This window comes from Micromonospora sp. LOL_015 (genome assembly GCF_048060275.1).
In the GTDB taxonomy this organism is placed as follows: domain Bacteria; phylum Actinomycetota; class Actinomycetes; order Mycobacteriales; family Micromonosporaceae; genus Micromonospora_E.
In genome coordinates, this window is sequence record NZ_JBHMIO010000002.1 from 242,271 (window position 1) to 257,675 (window position 15,405).

Below are 15,405 nucleotides of genomic sequence, written 5' to 3' on the forward strand. Positions count from 1 at the left end.
CCCTCTCCTGCCATGAGTCCGGATCATGCTCCTGACCAGAGCAGGGTCGGGTTCGACGAACTACTCCGCAGCCGTCGGCTGGCCGTCGGCCTGACCCAGGCGGAGCTCGCCGCGGTGGCCGGGGTCGGCGTGCGGACCGTCCGGGACCTGGAGCGGGCCCGCACGGCCCGGCCGCAGCGGACCACGGTCGATCTGCTCGTCGCCGCGCTCGGCCTGACCGGCGAGGACCGGACGGAGTTTCACGCGGCGGCGCGGGGCCGCCCGGCCGAGCCGCGTCCGACGATCCCGCGCCAGCTGACTCCGGCACTCGCCACCGCAGCGTTTTCGGCCGGGCCGCCCAGCGAGGCTGCCGGCGACATCGAGACGTTGGTCGGGCCCGGCCGTAGCCGTGGTGTCCCACTGCCCGGCGAACTGATCGGCCGCGACTGTGACGTGGCCGACCTGGCCGGCCTGCTGACTGCGGGCCCCGGTGCCGGGGCAGGGCTGGTCAGCCTGGTCGGACTGGCCGGAGTCGGCAAGACCAGCCTGGCGCTCGCGGTCGCCGCCGAGGTGACCGACCGGTATCCGGGCGGCACCGGTGGCATCGTCGTCACCGAAGGCTCCACCGTAAGTGACGTACTGACCGCCTCCGCCACCGTCTTCGGTGTCGGGCGGGTCAACGATCTGGCGGCCCGGCTCGCCGACGGCCCGACACTGCTGCTGGTCGACGCGGTGGAACGGGCGCCGGTGGCGATAGCCGACGCGCTGCACTGGCTGACCCGTACCGCGCCGTCGCTGCAGGTGGTGGCGACCGGCCGGCACCCGGTCGGGCTCCCCGGTGAACGGGTCTGGCCGGTCACGCCGCTGGAGGTTCCGCCGGCCGACACCGAGACCGACCTGGCCACGGTCGCCGGCTACCCGGCGGCGCGGCTTTTCCTGGCCCGGCTCCGGCAGGTACGCCGGGAACCGGTGCACCCGGGCGAAGTCGGCGCGCTGGTCGGGCTCGTCCGGCGGCTAGGCGGGCTGCCACTGGCCATCGAGCTGGCCGCCGCCCGGGGGCGGGCGCTCGACCTGAACGAGATCTTCAACCGGTACGGCGACCGGCTGCTCGATCTGGCGGTGCCACCACCCAGCAGGGAAGTGGTGGCGGTGACCCTGCGCGACGCGGTCGCGGCCAGCTACGCGCTGCTTACTCCCGCCGAGCGGCGCGGCGTACGTCGGCTCTCGGCGTTCCGCAACCGGTGGTCGGTCGAGCTGGCCGAGGGGATGCTCGCCGGAAATCCGATCCAGCCGGTTGTTGGCCAACTCGACATCGGCCAACCCGACATCGGCCAGTCGGATCAGGGCGGTCGGGTCGACCCGGTGCCGTTCCTCGACCGGCTCATGTCGTTGGGGCTGCTCGGTGCCCGGGGCGCGGGTCCGTACCGGTTCCGGCTGATCGACGTGGTGCGGGATCTGGCCACCGAGCGGGCCGCCGCCCACGGCGAACTGTCGGCGATCCGGCGTCGGCACGCCGTGCTGTTCGCGCGGCTCGCCGAGCGGGCGGCGGTCGACCTGGCCGGGCCGAAGCTGGTCACCGTCGTCAGTCGGCTCGACGAGGTGGCCAGTGACCTGTGGGCCGCGCTCGCCCACTCCGCCAACGACGACCCGCACACCGCACTGCGCCTGGCCGCCGCCCTGCCCCGGTGGTGGCGGTTCCGGGGACGCGACGTGGCCGGGCGGCGCTGGCTGCGCCGGCTGCTCGACGACCCGCGGTCGGCCGACGCGGACCCGGCGATCCGGGCCTGGGCCCAGATCGGCATGGCTCAGCTCGCCCTGGAGCACGACGCCGGTCCGCAGGAACTTCCGGCGGTCCGGTCGGCGCTGGCCATGTTCATCGAGCTCGGGGAGACGTCGGGTGAGCTGGCCGCGCGTACCGTGCTCAGTTCTGCCTGTCTGGCCGCCGGTCGGTTCGACGAGGCGCGGGCGCACTCCGAGGCGGTGCTTGCCCTGGCCGGCCGGATCGGCCGGATCCGGGAGATGACGCTCGCCCAGCACGCGTTGGCCCGGCACGAGATCCGTTCGGGTGACCTGCGGGCCGCCCGGCGCCGGCTGGCGGCGGTCGACCGGCTCGCGGCCAGGTCCGGCGAGGACCGGTTGCGGCTGCTGGCCCGGGCCAACCTGGCCGAGGTGGCCAGGCTTGAGGGCCGGTACGCGCGGGCAGCCGACCTGGGACGCCGGGTGTTGGCGGCGTTGACCGCCGTCGGTGATCCGAGTCACCGGCGGCAGGTGTTGGGCATCGTCGGGCTGGCGCTGGCCCAGGACGGCCGCCTCGCGGATGCGGCCGACGCCCTTACCGAGCTCCGTGGCCAGGTGATGCCGGTGGAGGTGGTGGACCGGCCGGGTCCCCCTGCCGACCAGGCCGGGCCGGGCGACGATCCCCGGTGCGCGTTGATCGAGGCGACCCTCGCGGCGCGGCGCGGGGAACGGGAGCTGGCGTTGGAGTGGTACGCCGTGGCTGCCCGTTCGCTGGGCAACGGCCCGGAGCCGCGGGACGCGGTGGAGGCGATGGTGGGGCTGGTGGTGCACGCCGAGACGGCGGTGTCGCGGGCCGCGGCCCGCGACCGGTTGGCGGCGGCCTGCCACAGTGCCGGGATCACGCTGCTGCCCCGGGAACGGGACGCGGTGGGTCAGGGATGAATCAGGTCAAGACGCGGACGTCCGGCGGGGCCATCACTGGCCACCCGCCGGACGTCGACACGCCCCCCGGGTTGGCGCGGAATCGCCCCCCGGCCTGGACCACTGTCCTGGCCTTCGCGCCGCACCCCCCGTTACGCTCCCGGTCGCCAGTACGCTATCCAGCCCATCCGAGCTGTTTGCGGCTTTCAGAGCATTATGTCGTTGATCGAGGGTGCTTTCTGCCGGTCCTTCTGCCGGTGCCGGCGTCGGTCAACGGACCGGCGCGTTCGCTTCGTCACTGCCGGCGGTTGCCTGCGGATGCACCGCGTCACGAAGGCGCCGGAGGGAGTCGAGTAGCGTCGTCAACTCCGCAGGCTCGAACTGACCGGTGAACCACTGCCCGATCAGCTGTAGGTGACCGGGGAGGGTGTCGTCGAGGCGTTGCTGACCGGCCCGGGTGAGCACCGCGTACGAGCTGCGCCGGTCGGACGGGCAGGCGCGCCGGCAGACAAGCCCGTCGCGCACCATCCGGTCGACCACCCGGGTCGCGCCACTGGTGGACAGCGCAGCCTGAGCGGCCAGGTCGGTCATCCGCAGTTGATGACCTGCGGAACGGCGCAGCCGCATCAGCACCTCGAACTCAACCGTCGACAGGCCGTGCTCCTCGAACTGCGCCGCGAAGCGGGCCGCGAGCCCGGTGTGGACTTCGAAGAGGAGGCCGATCGCGGTGATCCGGGGATCGTCGGCGAGGTTCTCGGTCACCAGGTCATCGTAGCAGTACTTGACATGAGGAATATTGCCTAGTCTATTGTTGCTGTCGCACATGTTTCCCCTTCAACCGGATGTCCCGCGAGAGGCAGCAGCCATGAGTACCGACCAGACCACCCGCGAGTGGAGCGGCATCACCATCCCCACCGCCGGCAGCTACGAGCTCGACCAGGCCCACCGGCGGGTCGGATTCGTCGCCCGCCACATGATGGTCAGCAAGGTCCGTGGTGAGTTCACCGACGCCACCGCCACCATCACCGTCGCCGAGGACCCGCTGCAGTCGTCGGTCACCGCGGTGCTGCAGGCGGCCAGCATCAACACCGGGCAGGCCGACCGGGACGCCCACCTGCGAGGCGGCGACTTCCTCGACGTCGAGAAGTTCACCACCATCGAGTTCCGCAGCACCGGGATCGTCTCGCACAGCGGCAACGAGTTCGTGCTCGCCGGTGACCTGACGGTCAAGGACGTGACCCGGCCGGTGGAGCTCGCCGTCGAGTTCGAGGGCGCCGGCCGCAGCCCGTTCGGCCAGGACATCTTCGGCTTCACCGCCAGCACCGAGATCGACCGTGAGGAGTTCGGCCTGACCTGGAACGTCGCCCTGGAGACCGGCGGCGTGCTGGTCGGCAAGAAGATCAAAATCGAGATCGAGGGCGAGGCCATCCGTCAGGGATGAACCCCGGCGTCCGTACCCGGCGTGACACAGCGGCACCCCGGCCACCTCTTCGGTGACCGGGGTGCCGCTGTCTGTAGTAACCCCAGTAGAAGACGCCCGTCGGATGTGAAAAGGTGAAACCGAGCGCTTCGGTCCGCTCACTTTGGGGCGATCAACGCCTGTCCCGGCTGGGGGAGCCGACGACAGCCGCGGTCGAGCAGGGTTGCACCACCACACAGTCGGAACGGTTCTGCCACGCCGCTCGGCCAGCGAGCGTGGCGGCGGTCGTTCAGGGCGCGCCGGGGAGGGCATTATGGGCAGGGATGTCGGTTCACGCGCGTCGTTCAGTCGGGAGGATCGCGTACGTTACCGGCAAAAAGTTCGCCGCTGCCTCGACGTTTTCGCGCTGATGCTCGACGACTTCAAGTTCGACGCCGACCGGCCGACGACCGGGCTGGAAATCGAGCTGAACCTGGTGGATCCGTACGCGGAGCCAGCGATGCGCAACGCCGAGATCCTGGCCAACCTCGCGGACCCCACCTTCCAGACCGAACTGGGGCAGTTCAACCTCGAACTCAACGCGCGCCCGCGGCTGATCGAGGCCGACGGATTCGCCGACTACGAAGCCGACCTGCAGGCCAGCCTGGCCCGCGCCGGTGGCCGGGCGGCGAAGGCCGAGGCGGCCATCATCCTGATCGGCATACTGCCCACCCTCACCCCACAACACCTGGTGCTGAACAACATCTCCACCAACGGGCGTTACCGGGTGCTCAACGAGCAGATCGTCGCCGCCCGCGGGGAGGACATCCGGCTGGACATCCGGGGCGTGGAGCGGCTGCAGGCGTACACCGACTCGATCGCCCCGGAGGCCGGCTGCACCAGTGTGCAGTTTCACCTGCAGGTCTCCCCGGACAACTTTGCCAACTATTGGAACGCGTCCCAGGCCATCGCGGCGGTCCAGGTGGCGCTCGGCGCCAACGCACCGTACTTCTACAGCAAACAGCTCTGGGCGGAGACCCGCATCGTGCTGTTCGAGCAGGCCACCGACACCCGGCCGGACGAGCTGAAGGCGCAGGGCGTACGGCCTCGGGTGTGGTTCGGTGAACGGTGGATCACCTCGATCTTCGACCTTTTCGAGGAGAACGTCCGATACTTCCCGCCGTTGCTGCCGATCTGCGCCGACGAGGATCCGGTCGAGGTGCTGCAGGCCGGCGGCGTGCCCGAGCTCAGCGAGCTACGGCTGCACAACGGCACCGTCTACCGGTGGAACCGGCCGGTGTACGACATCATGCACGGTCGACCGCACCTGCGGGTGGAGAACCGGGTGCTGCCCGCCGGGCCGACCGTCGTCGACATGCTCGCCAACGCCGCCTTCTACTTCGGCCTGGCCAGGGAGCTCGCCGAGGCGGACCGCCCGGTGTGGAGCCAGCTGAGCTTCGGCGCGGCCGAGGAGAACTTCCACCAGGCGGCGCGGCGCGGGATCGCCGCACATGTGCACTGGCCGCAGCTCGGCGAGATCCCGGTCACCGATCTGGTGCTGGACGTCCTACTCCCCAAGGCGTACGCCGGGCTGGACCGGTTCGGGGTCTCGCCACAGCAGCGCGACCGGCTGCTCGGCATCATCGAACAACGCTGTCGGTTGAGGCGCAACGGCGCGGTCTGGCAGACCGAGTCGGTCTGGCGGGCCGAGCGGGAGCAGGGCCTGGCCCGACCCGACGCGCTGCACCAGATGCTGTACCGCTACGCCGAACTGCAACGCAGCAACGAACCGGTGCACACCTGGCCGGTCGACTGATTCGCGCTGTTCAGCTGCGGTCGGGGGTGGTCGGCGCCGGCCGGCCACCGCCGGTGACCGAAGCCGTGCCTCGGGTCGGCGGGCCGGCCACCTGGCCACTGGTCGGCTGCTCCGGCACCGGCGCGTCGCGGCCTTCAGCGGAGCCGGAGCCGGAGGCATCGTCCCGGCCATCGGCAGACGCGTCGGTGGCCGAAGCGCCGTCGTGGTCGCGGGCGGTGGTGGTGGCGGGCTGCCGGCGGGACATCTCCAGCCGCTGCGCGATCGCGGTGACCAGCACCGACCCGGCCAGGCCGGCGATCACCGCGTACGGAGCGAGCAGATGCGCCGAGAGCTGCTCCGCCCGTGGTCCCACCAGCCGGGGGGCGGCCAGGAAGTACGCTGCGGCGATCAGTACCGGGCCGACACCGCCGGAGATCGCGGCACCCACCCGGCGACGCGCGTCGCGGGCGGCCGGCCAGGCCGAGACCGCGCCGATGATGAACGCCGAACCCAGCGACAGCGCCGCCCCGGGCAGGTAGATGTTGCGGAACCAGTACTGTTCGCTGTCCGCGGTGATCTGCCAGACGCCGAGTTGGGCGCTGGTCAGCCCGGTGCCGGAGATCACCGAGTCGATCACGGCGACCACCGCCAGCAGCCAGAGCCAGCCGACGGTGGCGATGGCGTTCGTCGCCGCCGCCCGGGAGGCGACCGCCCAGATCGCCATCAGCAGTCCGACGACCGCGCCCACCATGGCGTACCCGGCGGCGATGGTCTGTGGGGAGAAGGTGTCGGCCCGGGTCGCGCTGCGCGCGGGTACGGCGATCAGGGCGACCGTGAGCATCCCGCCGATCGCGGCCGCTGCGGCCAGGGCGAGTCGCCACAGGCTTGCGGTCAGCAGGCTGTCCGGCGTTCGATCCGGATCGGCGCCGGCCGACAGTTCCGAGTTGGGAGGTGACGGCGCGAGCCGGTCTGCGACGACGGCACCGATCACCACCGAGGTCGCCGTGATCCACGTAGCCCAGGCGAGGCTGGCGACCCAGGAAGCCTCTCCTCCGCCGTCGACTGACGGTAACCAGGCAACTATGCCGAGGCCGTAGCCCAGACCGAGCTGCGCGGCGCCTGCGCCCGCAGCGATGCCGGTCGCCGTCGCGACCGATCTTCCCCAGCCTCGTACGGCCATGCCGGGCACTGTAGCGGTAGTGGCGAACTCCGGCGACTCGTGGGCGTGGGGCGCGCTGTCCGGTGGCCGGGTCGATATCTTGAGCTCTACCGAAAGTCACGCCCGGTGGTACGGAGAGGACGAGTCATGGCCGACAGACCGAGGGATCCTGCGGAGGACGGCTCGGCGGGGCGTGACGCCGGGGACTACACCAGCCAGCTGCCCCGGCCGGTCGACCCCTGGGCGACCAGGGCTGGTGGGCCAGCTGACCAGGCCGGCGAGTCGACCGGTGGGTCCGACCAGCCGCCCGGTTGGCCCGGCACACCGGGTGGCGACCCGGGAGCGACGGTCGCCGACCGGGGCGGGCCCCTCGGCTCGACCGCACCCGACCTTCCGGCGGGTTCCGCCGCCGGTGGTGCTCGGGAGCCGGCGTGGTCCGGCCGGGCCGGGGTGCCGGTGCGCCCGGGGGCGGGTGGCGGCGGCACCGGCGACTGGCCGGGACCGGGCGGTACGGAAGGCGGCGGCCGGCCGTGGTGGCTGCCGATCCTGATCGGTGTTCTGGTGCTGCTGCTGGTCGCGTTGGTCGGCCTGGTGATCTGGTGGGTCAGCACGCTCGACGACTCCACGGATCCGGTTGAGCCGACGCCGACGGCGGCTCCGACCGCGACGGTGCCGACCGCGCAGCCGGAGACGGAGCAGCCCGAGCCGACCGAGGAGCAGCCGGAGCCGACCGAGGAGCAGACCAGCGAGGCGCCGCTGGTGGTCGTACCGACGCTGACCGGGCTGCCGTTGGCGGACGCCCGTGCCGAACTCGACGAGCGCGACCTGGTGTACCGGCTGGAACAGCGCGGCTCGGACCAGCCGGCCGGCACGGTGCTCGAGACCGACCCGCCGGCCGGGACGGAGGTGCCGCCCGGCACCGAGATCCTGTTGGTGATCGCCGCGACCAACACCGAGCCGACGGGTCCGGCCGAACCGACGGGGGTGGCCGAGCCGACCGGGGAGCCGGGCGACGGAGACGAGGACTGAGCGGGGTCAGCTGGCCCGCGCCGACATCACCGTCGAAGCCGGCCGCCGGGCAGCTGCCCGACCCGGCCGGTCGGCCACCACCCGGAGCTGGCGTAGGCCGTCGATCTGGACGAAGATGGAGCGCCGGTCGACGGCTTCGCCGCTGGCGTTGAGTTCGTAGCCGTCCAGCCAGACCCAACCATGGTAGGTCGGCCAGTCGTGCACCCGGATCACCCGGAAGAGGAGCGGCTCGAGGAACTGCACGCTTGCCGCACGGGTCACGTGGAGGACGTCTCCTGAGCGGGGTAGTAGCACCGCTACTCCTGTTCCGAGCTGCCGTTGTCCGATTGCTGCCGGGCATGCGGATCCGCACCGGGCACGGTCGGATGTTCCACCGGGTTGCCGGTGGTCAGACGGGCACGGCGTTGCTGGTGTCCGGACAGCAGGCACCGTCGCGGTACGGCGCAACCGCGGCGGATACGATCTTGGTTGAACGCTGAGTGACCTGTGGCCTACGCAAAGAGTGCACCACCGTCGCCCTCGATGCAAGTTGCAAAGTGGTTTTGGCGTAATGCGAAAATCACTCGACTGATTGCTGCTTGAAGTCCTACATGTACGGGCGGCAGACTGAACAAGCTTTCTTTCCGCGTCGGCCTTCCTCCCCGTCCACGCACGACCGCTCGCGACGTAACCCCGTCGCCCCTCAACCGCGTGCGCGGAGGCGGCCGACTGCCCCTACCCCTAACCGGAGGTGACCGGTGACCGAGCGTCGAAGCCCAACCGTCCGTCGCCGCCGTCTCGGCGCCGAACTGCGCCGGCGGCGGGAAGGCGCGAAAGTCACGATCGATGCGGTGGCCGAACAGCTGGAGTGCTCCGCCTCCAAGGTCTCCCGGATCGAGACGGGACACACCGCCGCGACTCCGCGGGACGTTCGCGACATGCTGGAAATCTACGGCGTGACCGGTGTCGAGGCCGAGGAGCTGGTGCAGATTGCCCGGGAGGCTCGGCAGAAGGGCTGGTGGCATCCGTACTCCACGGTGCTCACCGGCGCGTACGTCGGCTTCGAGGCAGCGGCTCGGTCGGTCCGGGCGTACGAGCAGCAGGTGGTTCCCGGTCTGCTGCAGACCGCCGACTACGCCCAGGCGATGATCCGCTCGGCTCGGCCCGACATCACCGACGAAGAAGTTGCCCACCGCGTCCATATCCGACTGAAGCGTCAGTCGTTACTGACTCAGGAAGATCAGATCGATGTATGGGCGGTGCTCGATGAGGCGGTGTTGAGTCGGCCGGTCGGCGGCGACGCGGTGATGCGCGCCCAACTGCACCGCCTCGTCGAGACGGCGGATCTGCCGAACGTGACCCTGCAGGTCCTTCCGTTCGAGGTGGGGGCACACGCCGGGATGGACGGGACGTTCACCATCCTCGACTTTCCGGAGCCCAGCGACGCGGACGTCGTCTACGCGGAGAATGCCACCGGTGGGCTCTTCCTGGAGAAGACCGATGAACTACGCAAGTACCTATTTATCTTCGATCACATACGCGCGGCGGCGCTCACTCCCGAGGAGTCCGTCGCGATGATCGCTGAACGCGCGAAGGAGCCATTGTGGACATCGAGGTCAAGGGGCTTCGGGTAGACCTGACCCGTGCGGCCTGGCGAAAAAGCTCGCGCAGCGGGCCGAACTGCGACAACTGCGTGGAGATCGCGTTCGTTGACCAGGCCATCGCGGTTCGCGACTCGAAGAACCCGACCGGGCCGGTCCTGATCTTCACCTCCGACGAGTGGGACGCCTTCCTCGGCGGTGCCCGAGACGGCGAATTCGACCTGGACTGACCCATGGTTGAGCCCCGGGTGCGTCCCGGGGCTCAACCATGCCCAGCATGCTCAGCCAGCGCGCTGTGCCGCAGCGCATGCCGCACTCCGACCGCGACCAGCAGGATCACCGCCACGGTCAGCATCAGTCCGTCGGCCACCACCCCGAGCCCGTCGGCGACCACCCCTACTCCCGGCACGCCACCGAAGTACCGCGCCGAAACCGGCACCAGCGCCACCGCCGTCACCTGCACCGGCAACGCCACCAACGGGTGCGCCGCGCGGGCCAGCAGCCCTGGCGGATTCGGCGCGGCGGGCGCGGTGACGAACGCCGCCGATCCGCCATACAGCCGCCGCAGGCGCGGCAGGGTGACCACCGCGACCGCCACCGCCGGCACGGCGAGCAACAGCACCTGCGCGCTGGCCGCCCCGCTACCGATCAACCCGGCGACCCCGCCCAGGCCGGCCAGTACGAACGCGGTCAGCCAGCCGACCCGGCGCCGCAGCGCGGCCGGGCTGCCCGCCGACGGCAGCGATTCGGCGATCACGGCGGCGGCGAGCCAGCCACCGGTCAACGCCAACCAGCCGACCAGAGCGATGTCCATGCTCAGAATCCTGCCGGCCGGTCGATGTCGGCACCTCCGGGCGCAGCCCTGGTCAACCACCCATCGGTCACCCGTAGGGGTTCCGGCGGGCTGAAGCGTCCGCTGGCTACAGCGTCCGTACGTGGAAGCCACCGTCGACGTCGATCACCTGGCCGGTGCTGAACGGCAGCAGGTCGGTGGCGACCGCCACCACCGCCCGCCCGACGTCGTCCGGCTGGCCCCAGCGGCGGATCGGCGTCAGACCCTGGTTGAGAATCAGATCGTCGTACTTCGCCTGGACCGGGCCGGTCATGTCGGTGGCGATGATGCCGGGCCGGATCTCGTAGACGTTGATGCCCTGCTCTGCGAGGCGGGCCGCGTACAACTGGGTGGTCATCGCCAGGCCGGCCTTGGCCACGCAGTAGTCACCCCGGTTGACGCTCGCGGTGTAGGCACTGATCGACGACACGATCACGATCTTCGGCGCCTCGACCACCCCGTCGGCCAGCTGGCCGATCATCGTCCGGCCGACCAGCTGGGTCAGGAAATAGGGACCCTTCAAATTGATGTCGATCAGCCGGGCGAAGGACTCCTCCGTCGCGTCGAGCAGATCCGCCCGTACGTCCGGAGCGACGCCGGCGTTGTTGACCAGCAGATCGATCCGGCCGAAGATTGCCACGGTCTGATCGACCAGCCGTTGCCGGTCCGCGCTGACCGAGACATCCGCGCCGACCAGCAGCGCTCGCTGACCGAGCGCTTCGACCTGCTCGCCGACCTGCTGGGCTGCAGTCGCGTTCCGGGCGTAGTTGACCACGACGTCGTACCCGGCGGCGGCGAGCGACAGCACGATCCCGCGCCCGATGCCCCGCGAACCGCCGGTGACGATGGCGACCCGCGCGGGGGCGGTCACCGACCGCCCCCGCCGGTGCCCGCGCTGTCGGCGCTGCCCGTGCCGTCGGTGGCGTCGGCGTCGGCCGGGCCGAAGAACGTGTAGTACGGCTCGTCGCGCGCCACCCGCTGCAGGTAGAGCGCCAGCTCACGGGCGTGGTAGTCGCCCCACATGCTCGACTCGCCGTGCGGCACCCGGCTGCCGGCCGGCACATGGTCCCAGCCGTTCGGTCGGTGGTAGATCGAGTGCAGGATCAGTCCCTGGTGGCGGGCGTCGGTGCTCAGGTACGGCTCGTCGAAGAGGGTGCCGGCCACCGTCAGCCCGGCCTGCCAGTAGCGGCGACCGGCGTCGGGCTGCCCGGCACCGGTCAGGTAGCGGCCGAGTCGCAGCAGCCCCTGCGCGCCGATGCAGGCCGCCGACGAATCGATTGGCTCATGGTCGTTGTACGGGTCCGCCGGCCGGTCCAGGTAGTCGCCGAGCGCGGCCAGGCCGGGTGCGCCGGTGTCCCAGTACGGGATGCCGTCGGTCGGGGTGTTTTCGAGGTAGAAGTCGCAGGTGGCGGTGGCGGCCTTCAGCAGCATCGCGGTCACCTCGGCCCGCCCGCCGTACGGTTCGAGGTCGCTGTCCGGCAGCACGGCCAGGTATTCGAGCTGCTCCGGGAAGCCGAGCATCGCCCAGGCCAGGCCGCGGGTCCAGGTGGTGAACGGCGAGTAACCCTGCTGGGTGCTCGGGCAGCGGAATCGGCCGTCGTTGACGTTGAAGATCGACTCGTGGGCGGTGCGGCCCCGGATGTCGTAGCTGTCCCGGCCGTCGCCGTAGAAGACGTTGTACCGGGCGGTGTTGGTGGCATGTTCGATCAGCCGGCCGAGCAGCGAGATCCGCTCGTCCTGTTCACCCATGAGCGCGTGGCCGAGCAGGTGGGAGACGGCCAGCGCCCGGCAGGAGCGGATGGTGTCGACGAACAGCGACTGCGGCCCGTTGAACGAGTAGATGTAGCCGGTGCCGTCGGCGGTGTCCCGCCAGCGGGCCGCCTGCACCGCCCCCGTGAGCTTCAACGCCAGTTCGTAGAAGTCGCGCTCGGCCCGGTCGTGCGGGATCCGGCCTTCGGCCATCAGCCGCCACAGGTTGCCGTACGTGCTGACGTTGTTGAAGCCGTGGTCGTGCACGCCGATATGGCTGACGTGGCTGGCCATCACGGCGACGGTCAACTCGCGGGCGGAGTCCAGAAACCGCTGCTCGCCGGTGGCGTCGAACTGCAGCAGCGCCGAACCGTACTGGAAGCCCTGGGTCCATTCGGTCCAGCCGCGCGCGGCGTACCGGCCGTCGATGGTGAAGACCGGCGACGCCGAGCCGGGCGGGCAGCTCTTCTCGATCGAGTCGATCTTGTGGGCGGAGGCTTCCCAGAGGCGGTCGATCCTGGGTTGCAGGCTGGCCGGGGTCAGCGAGTCGTCGATCCGAATCATCGGATCAGCATAGGAAAGCGCTTGCCTAGGCGGAAGGCCTCGGCCGTGGCGGAAGACCAGGCCGCCGAACCCGCGTCCCGCTACGCGACGAGTTCGACCCGGCAGTACGCGCTCGCCGCGCGGGCGAGTTTGCCGTCGGCGGTCACCAGCGTCAGGGCGCGGCGTTCCGCGAGGGCGACGTAGGGGGCGTCGTACGCGCTGATGTTCGCTTTGACCTGCCACATCCGGGTGAGCAGGTCGTCGACCGGAACGGTGCCGACGCCGAGGCGGCTGATCCGGTCGACCGCCCGTGTCGCCATCTCGTTGGTGATCTTTCCGCCGAGCGCGAGCCCTCGCATGACGGAGAAGACCTCGACCTTCCAGTGCTCCGGTGCCGCCCACTCGAGATCGCGGCCCAGGACGGCGCGGGCCTTGCGGCCACGGTCGTCGCTGTAGACGAGCACGCTGGCGAGGACCGAGGCGTCGACGACGATCACGCGACGTCCCGCCCGGAGGGCATGGAGTCGGGGAGATCCCGTTCGGCGCGGGAACGGGCCAGCAGGTCGGCGGCGTCAGGTGCGGTGCGTCCGGCCCCGCCGCTGCCGCCGTCGAGTTCGTCGCTGAGCTCGGCGAGGAGCTGCCGGTTGCGGCAGAAGTCGGCCTGACGGTTGAGGACGGCCAGCAGGTACGCCTGCAGCGACTGGCCGCGTTCGCGGGCCTGCTGGGCCAGGAGGTCCCGCACCTCCTCCGGCACGTCGCGGATGGTGAGCACCACAGTCATGACTTCATTCTGACTGCATCGTGATCGCAGAATCAAGTCACCTTCGGGATTGGCTGGTGGACTGCGAACCCGATCTCGCGCTCGCGCATAGAGATAGCTGAGAGGATGCAGGCAGGAAGGATCATCGTGAACCTATCGCCACCGCTGGGCTCCGGGTGAGGGGCATTGCGGCGGAGTCGACCAATGATGCTGTGATCATCGTGGCGTCGCTCGACGACCCCGATCGATTCGCGCAGGTGTACGAGAAGCACGCCGGGATGTTGTACGGCTATGCCTACCGACGGGTGGGCCGGGAGATTGCCGAGGACGTCGTCGCGGACGCGTTCGTGGCAGCGTTCCGCGCCCGGCACACCTACGACCCTGGCTACCCGAACGCGTTTCCGTGGCTGCTCGCGATCGTGCACCGTGAGTTGGCCCGACATTAACGCGCCGAGAGCGCCCGGTACCGAGCGTATCTGCGGGTGAAGCCCGACAGTGGCGAAGAGGCGTTGGCGGATCGGGTGGCAGCCGCAGCGTCTGCCCAGGCGTGGCGAGGACCGCTGGCCACGGCGCTCGCCCGGCTCGGCCGCAAGGAGCGGGACGTGCTTCTCCTGGTTGCCTGGGGAGACCTGAGCTACGAGGAGGTCGCTCGGGTCCTGCAAATCCCGATCGGCACGGTCCGATCACGATTGAACCGGGCACGCCGCAGGATGCGGGACGTGTTGGAGAGCGATCCGGCCCGGAGCACTTTGACAGGTACTGAGCTTGAGGAACGATGGTGGAAGAGATGGAGCAGGGCGTGAGTGAGATGGATCGACTCAAGGAACTCGGCGCCGACTTGGCTCCGGACGCCGGGGACGCACCGACAGCCTGGCGCGATCGCATCCTCGATGGACCCAGCGCGGAAACAGGAGTGCCGTGCGGCGGCACGGCATGGCCCGGCCGGCGGTTGAACCTCGGCCTGGCAGGAGCGGCATTAGCTGCCGTTCTCGTGTTCGCCACCGCAGTCGTAGGAGGCGGGTGGCCGGTAGGTGGATCAGCGCCCCCGTCGGGCGCGGCCGAGGCTTCTTCCATCCTGCGTACCGCTGCCTTGGTGGCTCACGAAGCGGACCTCCCCGTCCCGGCAGCTGGACAGTTCGTGTTCACCGAGACGGTGGCGAGCCCGATCAACCAGGCGCAGCAGCCGGACGGTGGCTTCACCATTAGCAACGGGCCGCGGGTATTGCGGCAGATCTGGCTTTCGGCAGACGGTGCTCAGGACGGATTGATCCGGGACAGGGCGTACCAGCAGGACCAGGCCGAGCCAAACGACCTAGTGCTGCCGGCCTGCTCACCGAATCGTTCCGGTCCAGCCGCCGATCCGACGAGTGACCAGCAGTGTGTGCTGCAGCGGGGGTACGACGCGGAGATGCCGGACAGCCCAGCAGCGGTGCTCGACTGGCTCCGAGCCGATGTGTCTTCGGTGGGGGAAGCGCAGTCAGAGCTGCAGGTCACGTCCTCTGCCTCCCCAGATGGCAGAGCAACTGATGCGCTCATCTTCCAGCGGGCCGGTGAGTTGCTGGTCGGTGGTAGGTACCTCACCTCACCTCAGCGAAGCGCTTTGTTGGACGCGTTGGCCTCGCTGCCAGGCGTGACCGTCCGACAGCAGGCACAAGACCTTGCCAACCGGGATGGGGTAGCGGTGGGCATGCCCGAAGGGACGACGCTCATTTTCGATGCGACGTCGTTCGTGTTCCTCGGCACCACCAACAGCGCCCTGCTACGCCAGGTCATCGTGAACGACGCAGGTAGGTCGCCGGCCTGACTGAGGCACGAACCATAATCGACGTTGTTGCCATTCTGTTATACAGATCGCACTCTGTCATTCCTTCGGCTAACTCGGGTTAGATCTCGCCTGCTAGCCCTGGCATCAGACGGTCGTC

The 15,405-nt window shown here is 70.1% G+C and carries 17 protein-coding genes; 9 read left to right on the top strand and 8 right to left on the bottom strand.

From position 1 onward, the window contains the following. Window positions 1-12 precede the first annotated feature (12 nt). On the top strand, window positions 13-2,658 hold the full coding sequence (locus ACFHWU_RS03505; RefSeq protein WP_416550950.1) for an ATP-binding protein: 2,646 nt from the start codon (window positions 13-15) through the stop codon (window positions 2,656-2,658). Between the two features lie 249 nt (window positions 2,659-2,907). Here the strand turns inward: ACFHWU_RS03505 and ACFHWU_RS03510 are convergent, their stop codons facing one another. Then, on the bottom strand, window positions 2,908-3,399 hold the full coding sequence (locus tag ACFHWU_RS03510; RefSeq protein WP_416569137.1) for a MarR family winged helix-turn-helix transcriptional regulator: 492 nt from the start codon (window positions 3,397-3,399) through the stop codon (window positions 2,908-2,910). Between the two features lie 103 nt (window positions 3,400-3,502). Here ACFHWU_RS03510 and ACFHWU_RS03515 point away from each other — a divergent pair, with 103 nt between their 5' ends. Continuing rightward, window positions 3,503-4,078: a YceI family protein gene (locus ACFHWU_RS03515; protein ID WP_416569136.1), complete on the top strand. Its 576-nt coding sequence runs from the start codon at window positions 3,503-3,505 to the stop codon at window positions 4,076-4,078. A gap of 292 nt (window positions 4,079-4,370) precedes the next feature. Continuing rightward, window positions 4,371-5,852: a glutamate--cysteine ligase gene (locus tag ACFHWU_RS03520; protein WP_416550953.1), complete on the top strand. Its 1,482-nt coding sequence runs from the start codon at window positions 4,371-4,373 to the stop codon at window positions 5,850-5,852. 10 nt (window positions 5,853-5,862) lie between these two features. Here the strand turns inward: ACFHWU_RS03520 and ACFHWU_RS03525 are convergent, their stop codons facing one another. Then, window positions 5,863-7,011, bottom strand: a complete 1,149-nt coding sequence (locus ACFHWU_RS03525) for a hypothetical protein (RefSeq protein WP_416550954.1) — start codon at window positions 7,009-7,011, stop codon at window positions 5,863-5,865. A 126-nt stretch (window positions 7,012-7,137) separates the two neighbouring features. On the opposite strand from ACFHWU_RS03525, the gene ACFHWU_RS03530 reads away from it, so the two are divergent. Then, a complete protein-coding gene (locus tag ACFHWU_RS03530; RefSeq protein ID WP_416569135.1) occupies window positions 7,138-8,019 on the top strand; it encodes a PASTA domain-containing protein in 882 nt (293 codons plus the stop codon). Window positions 8,020-8,025: 6 nt separating this feature from the next. Here ACFHWU_RS03530 and ACFHWU_RS03535 read toward each other — a convergent pair whose 3' ends face one another. After that, a complete protein-coding gene (locus tag ACFHWU_RS03535; RefSeq protein WP_416550956.1) occupies window positions 8,026-8,313 on the bottom strand; it encodes a hypothetical protein in 288 nt (95 codons plus the stop codon). A gap of 443 nt (window positions 8,314-8,756) precedes the next feature. Here ACFHWU_RS03535 and ACFHWU_RS03540 point away from each other — a divergent pair, with 443 nt between their 5' ends. Next, on the top strand, window positions 8,757-9,632 hold the full coding sequence (locus ACFHWU_RS03540; protein WP_416569134.1) for a helix-turn-helix domain-containing protein: 876 nt from the start codon (window positions 8,757-8,759) through the stop codon (window positions 9,630-9,632). Further along, entirely contained in the window at window positions 9,608-9,829 is a 222-nt protein-coding gene (locus ACFHWU_RS03545; RefSeq protein WP_370461626.1) for a DUF397 domain-containing protein, read from the top strand. The genes ACFHWU_RS03540 and ACFHWU_RS03545 overlap by 25 nt, the downstream gene beginning before the upstream one ends. 32 nt (window positions 9,830-9,861) lie before the next feature. Here ACFHWU_RS03545 and ACFHWU_RS03550 read toward each other — a convergent pair whose 3' ends face one another. The 5 genes from ACFHWU_RS03550 to ACFHWU_RS03570 form a co-directional block, all read right to left on the bottom strand. Beyond that, window positions 9,862-10,413, bottom strand: a complete 552-nt coding sequence (locus tag ACFHWU_RS03550; RefSeq protein WP_416589795.1) for a hypothetical protein — start codon at window positions 10,411-10,413, stop codon at window positions 9,862-9,864. Between the two features lie 106 nt (window positions 10,414-10,519). Then, window positions 10,520-11,302 carry a 3-ketoacyl-ACP reductase gene (locus tag ACFHWU_RS03555; protein WP_416589796.1) on the bottom strand — a complete coding sequence of 261 codons (783 nt, stop codon included), beginning with the start codon at window positions 11,300-11,302 and terminating at the stop codon, window positions 10,520-10,522. Next, window positions 11,299-12,744 carry a hypothetical protein gene (locus tag ACFHWU_RS03560; protein WP_416589797.1) on the bottom strand — a complete coding sequence of 482 codons (1,446 nt, stop codon included), beginning with the start codon at window positions 12,742-12,744 and terminating at the stop codon, window positions 11,299-11,301. The genes ACFHWU_RS03555 and ACFHWU_RS03560 overlap by 4 nt, the downstream gene beginning before the upstream one ends. A gap of 80 nt (window positions 12,745-12,824) precedes the next feature. Then, window positions 12,825-13,220: a type II toxin-antitoxin system VapC family toxin gene (locus ACFHWU_RS03565; protein ID WP_416589798.1), complete on the bottom strand. Its 396-nt coding sequence runs from the start codon at window positions 13,218-13,220 to the stop codon at window positions 12,825-12,827. After that, a complete protein-coding gene (locus ACFHWU_RS03570; protein WP_416589799.1) occupies window positions 13,217-13,504 on the bottom strand; it encodes a FitA-like ribbon-helix-helix domain-containing protein in 288 nt (95 codons plus the stop codon). Before ACFHWU_RS03570 ends, ACFHWU_RS03565 begins: the two co-directional genes overlap by 4 nt. A 191-nt stretch (window positions 13,505-13,695) precedes the next feature. Here ACFHWU_RS03570 and ACFHWU_RS03575 point away from each other — a divergent pair, with 191 nt between their 5' ends. From ACFHWU_RS03575 to ACFHWU_RS03585, 3 genes are all read left to right on the top strand, one after another. Then, on the top strand, window positions 13,696-13,929 hold the full coding sequence (locus tag ACFHWU_RS03575; RefSeq protein ID WP_416589800.1) for an RNA polymerase sigma factor: 234 nt from the start codon (window positions 13,696-13,698) through the stop codon (window positions 13,927-13,929). 75 nt (window positions 13,930-14,004) lie between these two features. Further along, on the top strand, window positions 14,005-14,286 hold the full coding sequence (locus ACFHWU_RS03580; RefSeq protein WP_416589837.1) for an RNA polymerase sigma factor: 282 nt from the start codon (window positions 14,005-14,007) through the stop codon (window positions 14,284-14,286). Beyond that, window positions 14,259-15,287 (top strand): CU044_5270 family protein, encoded by a 1,029-nt coding sequence (locus ACFHWU_RS03585; RefSeq protein ID WP_416589801.1) that lies wholly within the window; start codon window positions 14,259-14,261, stop codon window positions 15,285-15,287. The genes ACFHWU_RS03580 and ACFHWU_RS03585 overlap by 28 nt, the downstream gene beginning before the upstream one ends. Window positions 15,288-15,405: the final 118 nt, after the last annotated feature.

What these genes read in the sequence shown, in the direction of transcription:
- ACFHWU_RS03525 (WP_416550954.1), bottom strand. Translation starts at nt 7,011, where the DNA reads ATGGCCGTACGAGGCTGGGGAAGATCGGTCGCGACGGCGACCGGCATC.
- ACFHWU_RS03570 (WP_416589799.1), bottom strand. Translation starts at nt 13,504, where the DNA reads ATGACTGTGGTGCTCACCATCCGCGACGTGCCGGAGGAGGTGCGGGAC.
- ACFHWU_RS03585 (WP_416589801.1), top strand. Translation starts at nt 14,259, where the DNA reads ATGGTGGAAGAGATGGAGCAGGGCGTGAGTGAGATGGATCGACTCAAG.
- ACFHWU_RS03515 (WP_416569136.1), top strand. Translation starts at nt 3,503, where the DNA reads ATGAGTACCGACCAGACCACCCGCGAGTGGAGCGGCATCACCATCCCC.
- ACFHWU_RS03560 (WP_416589797.1), bottom strand. Translation starts at nt 12,744, where the DNA reads ATGATTCGGATCGACGACTCGCTGACCCCGGCCAGCCTGCAACCCAGG.
- ACFHWU_RS03505 (WP_416550950.1), top strand. Translation starts at nt 13, where the DNA reads ATGAGTCCGGATCATGCTCCTGACCAGAGCAGGGTCGGGTTCGACGAA.
- ACFHWU_RS03550 (WP_416589795.1), bottom strand. Translation starts at nt 10,413, where the DNA reads ATGGACATCGCTCTGGTCGGCTGGTTGGCGTTGACCGGTGGCTGGCTC.
- ACFHWU_RS03530 (WP_416569135.1), top strand. Translation starts at nt 7,138, where the DNA reads ATGGCCGACAGACCGAGGGATCCTGCGGAGGACGGCTCGGCGGGGCGT.
- ACFHWU_RS03520 (WP_416550953.1), top strand. Translation starts at nt 4,371, where the DNA reads ATGGGCAGGGATGTCGGTTCACGCGCGTCGTTCAGTCGGGAGGATCGC.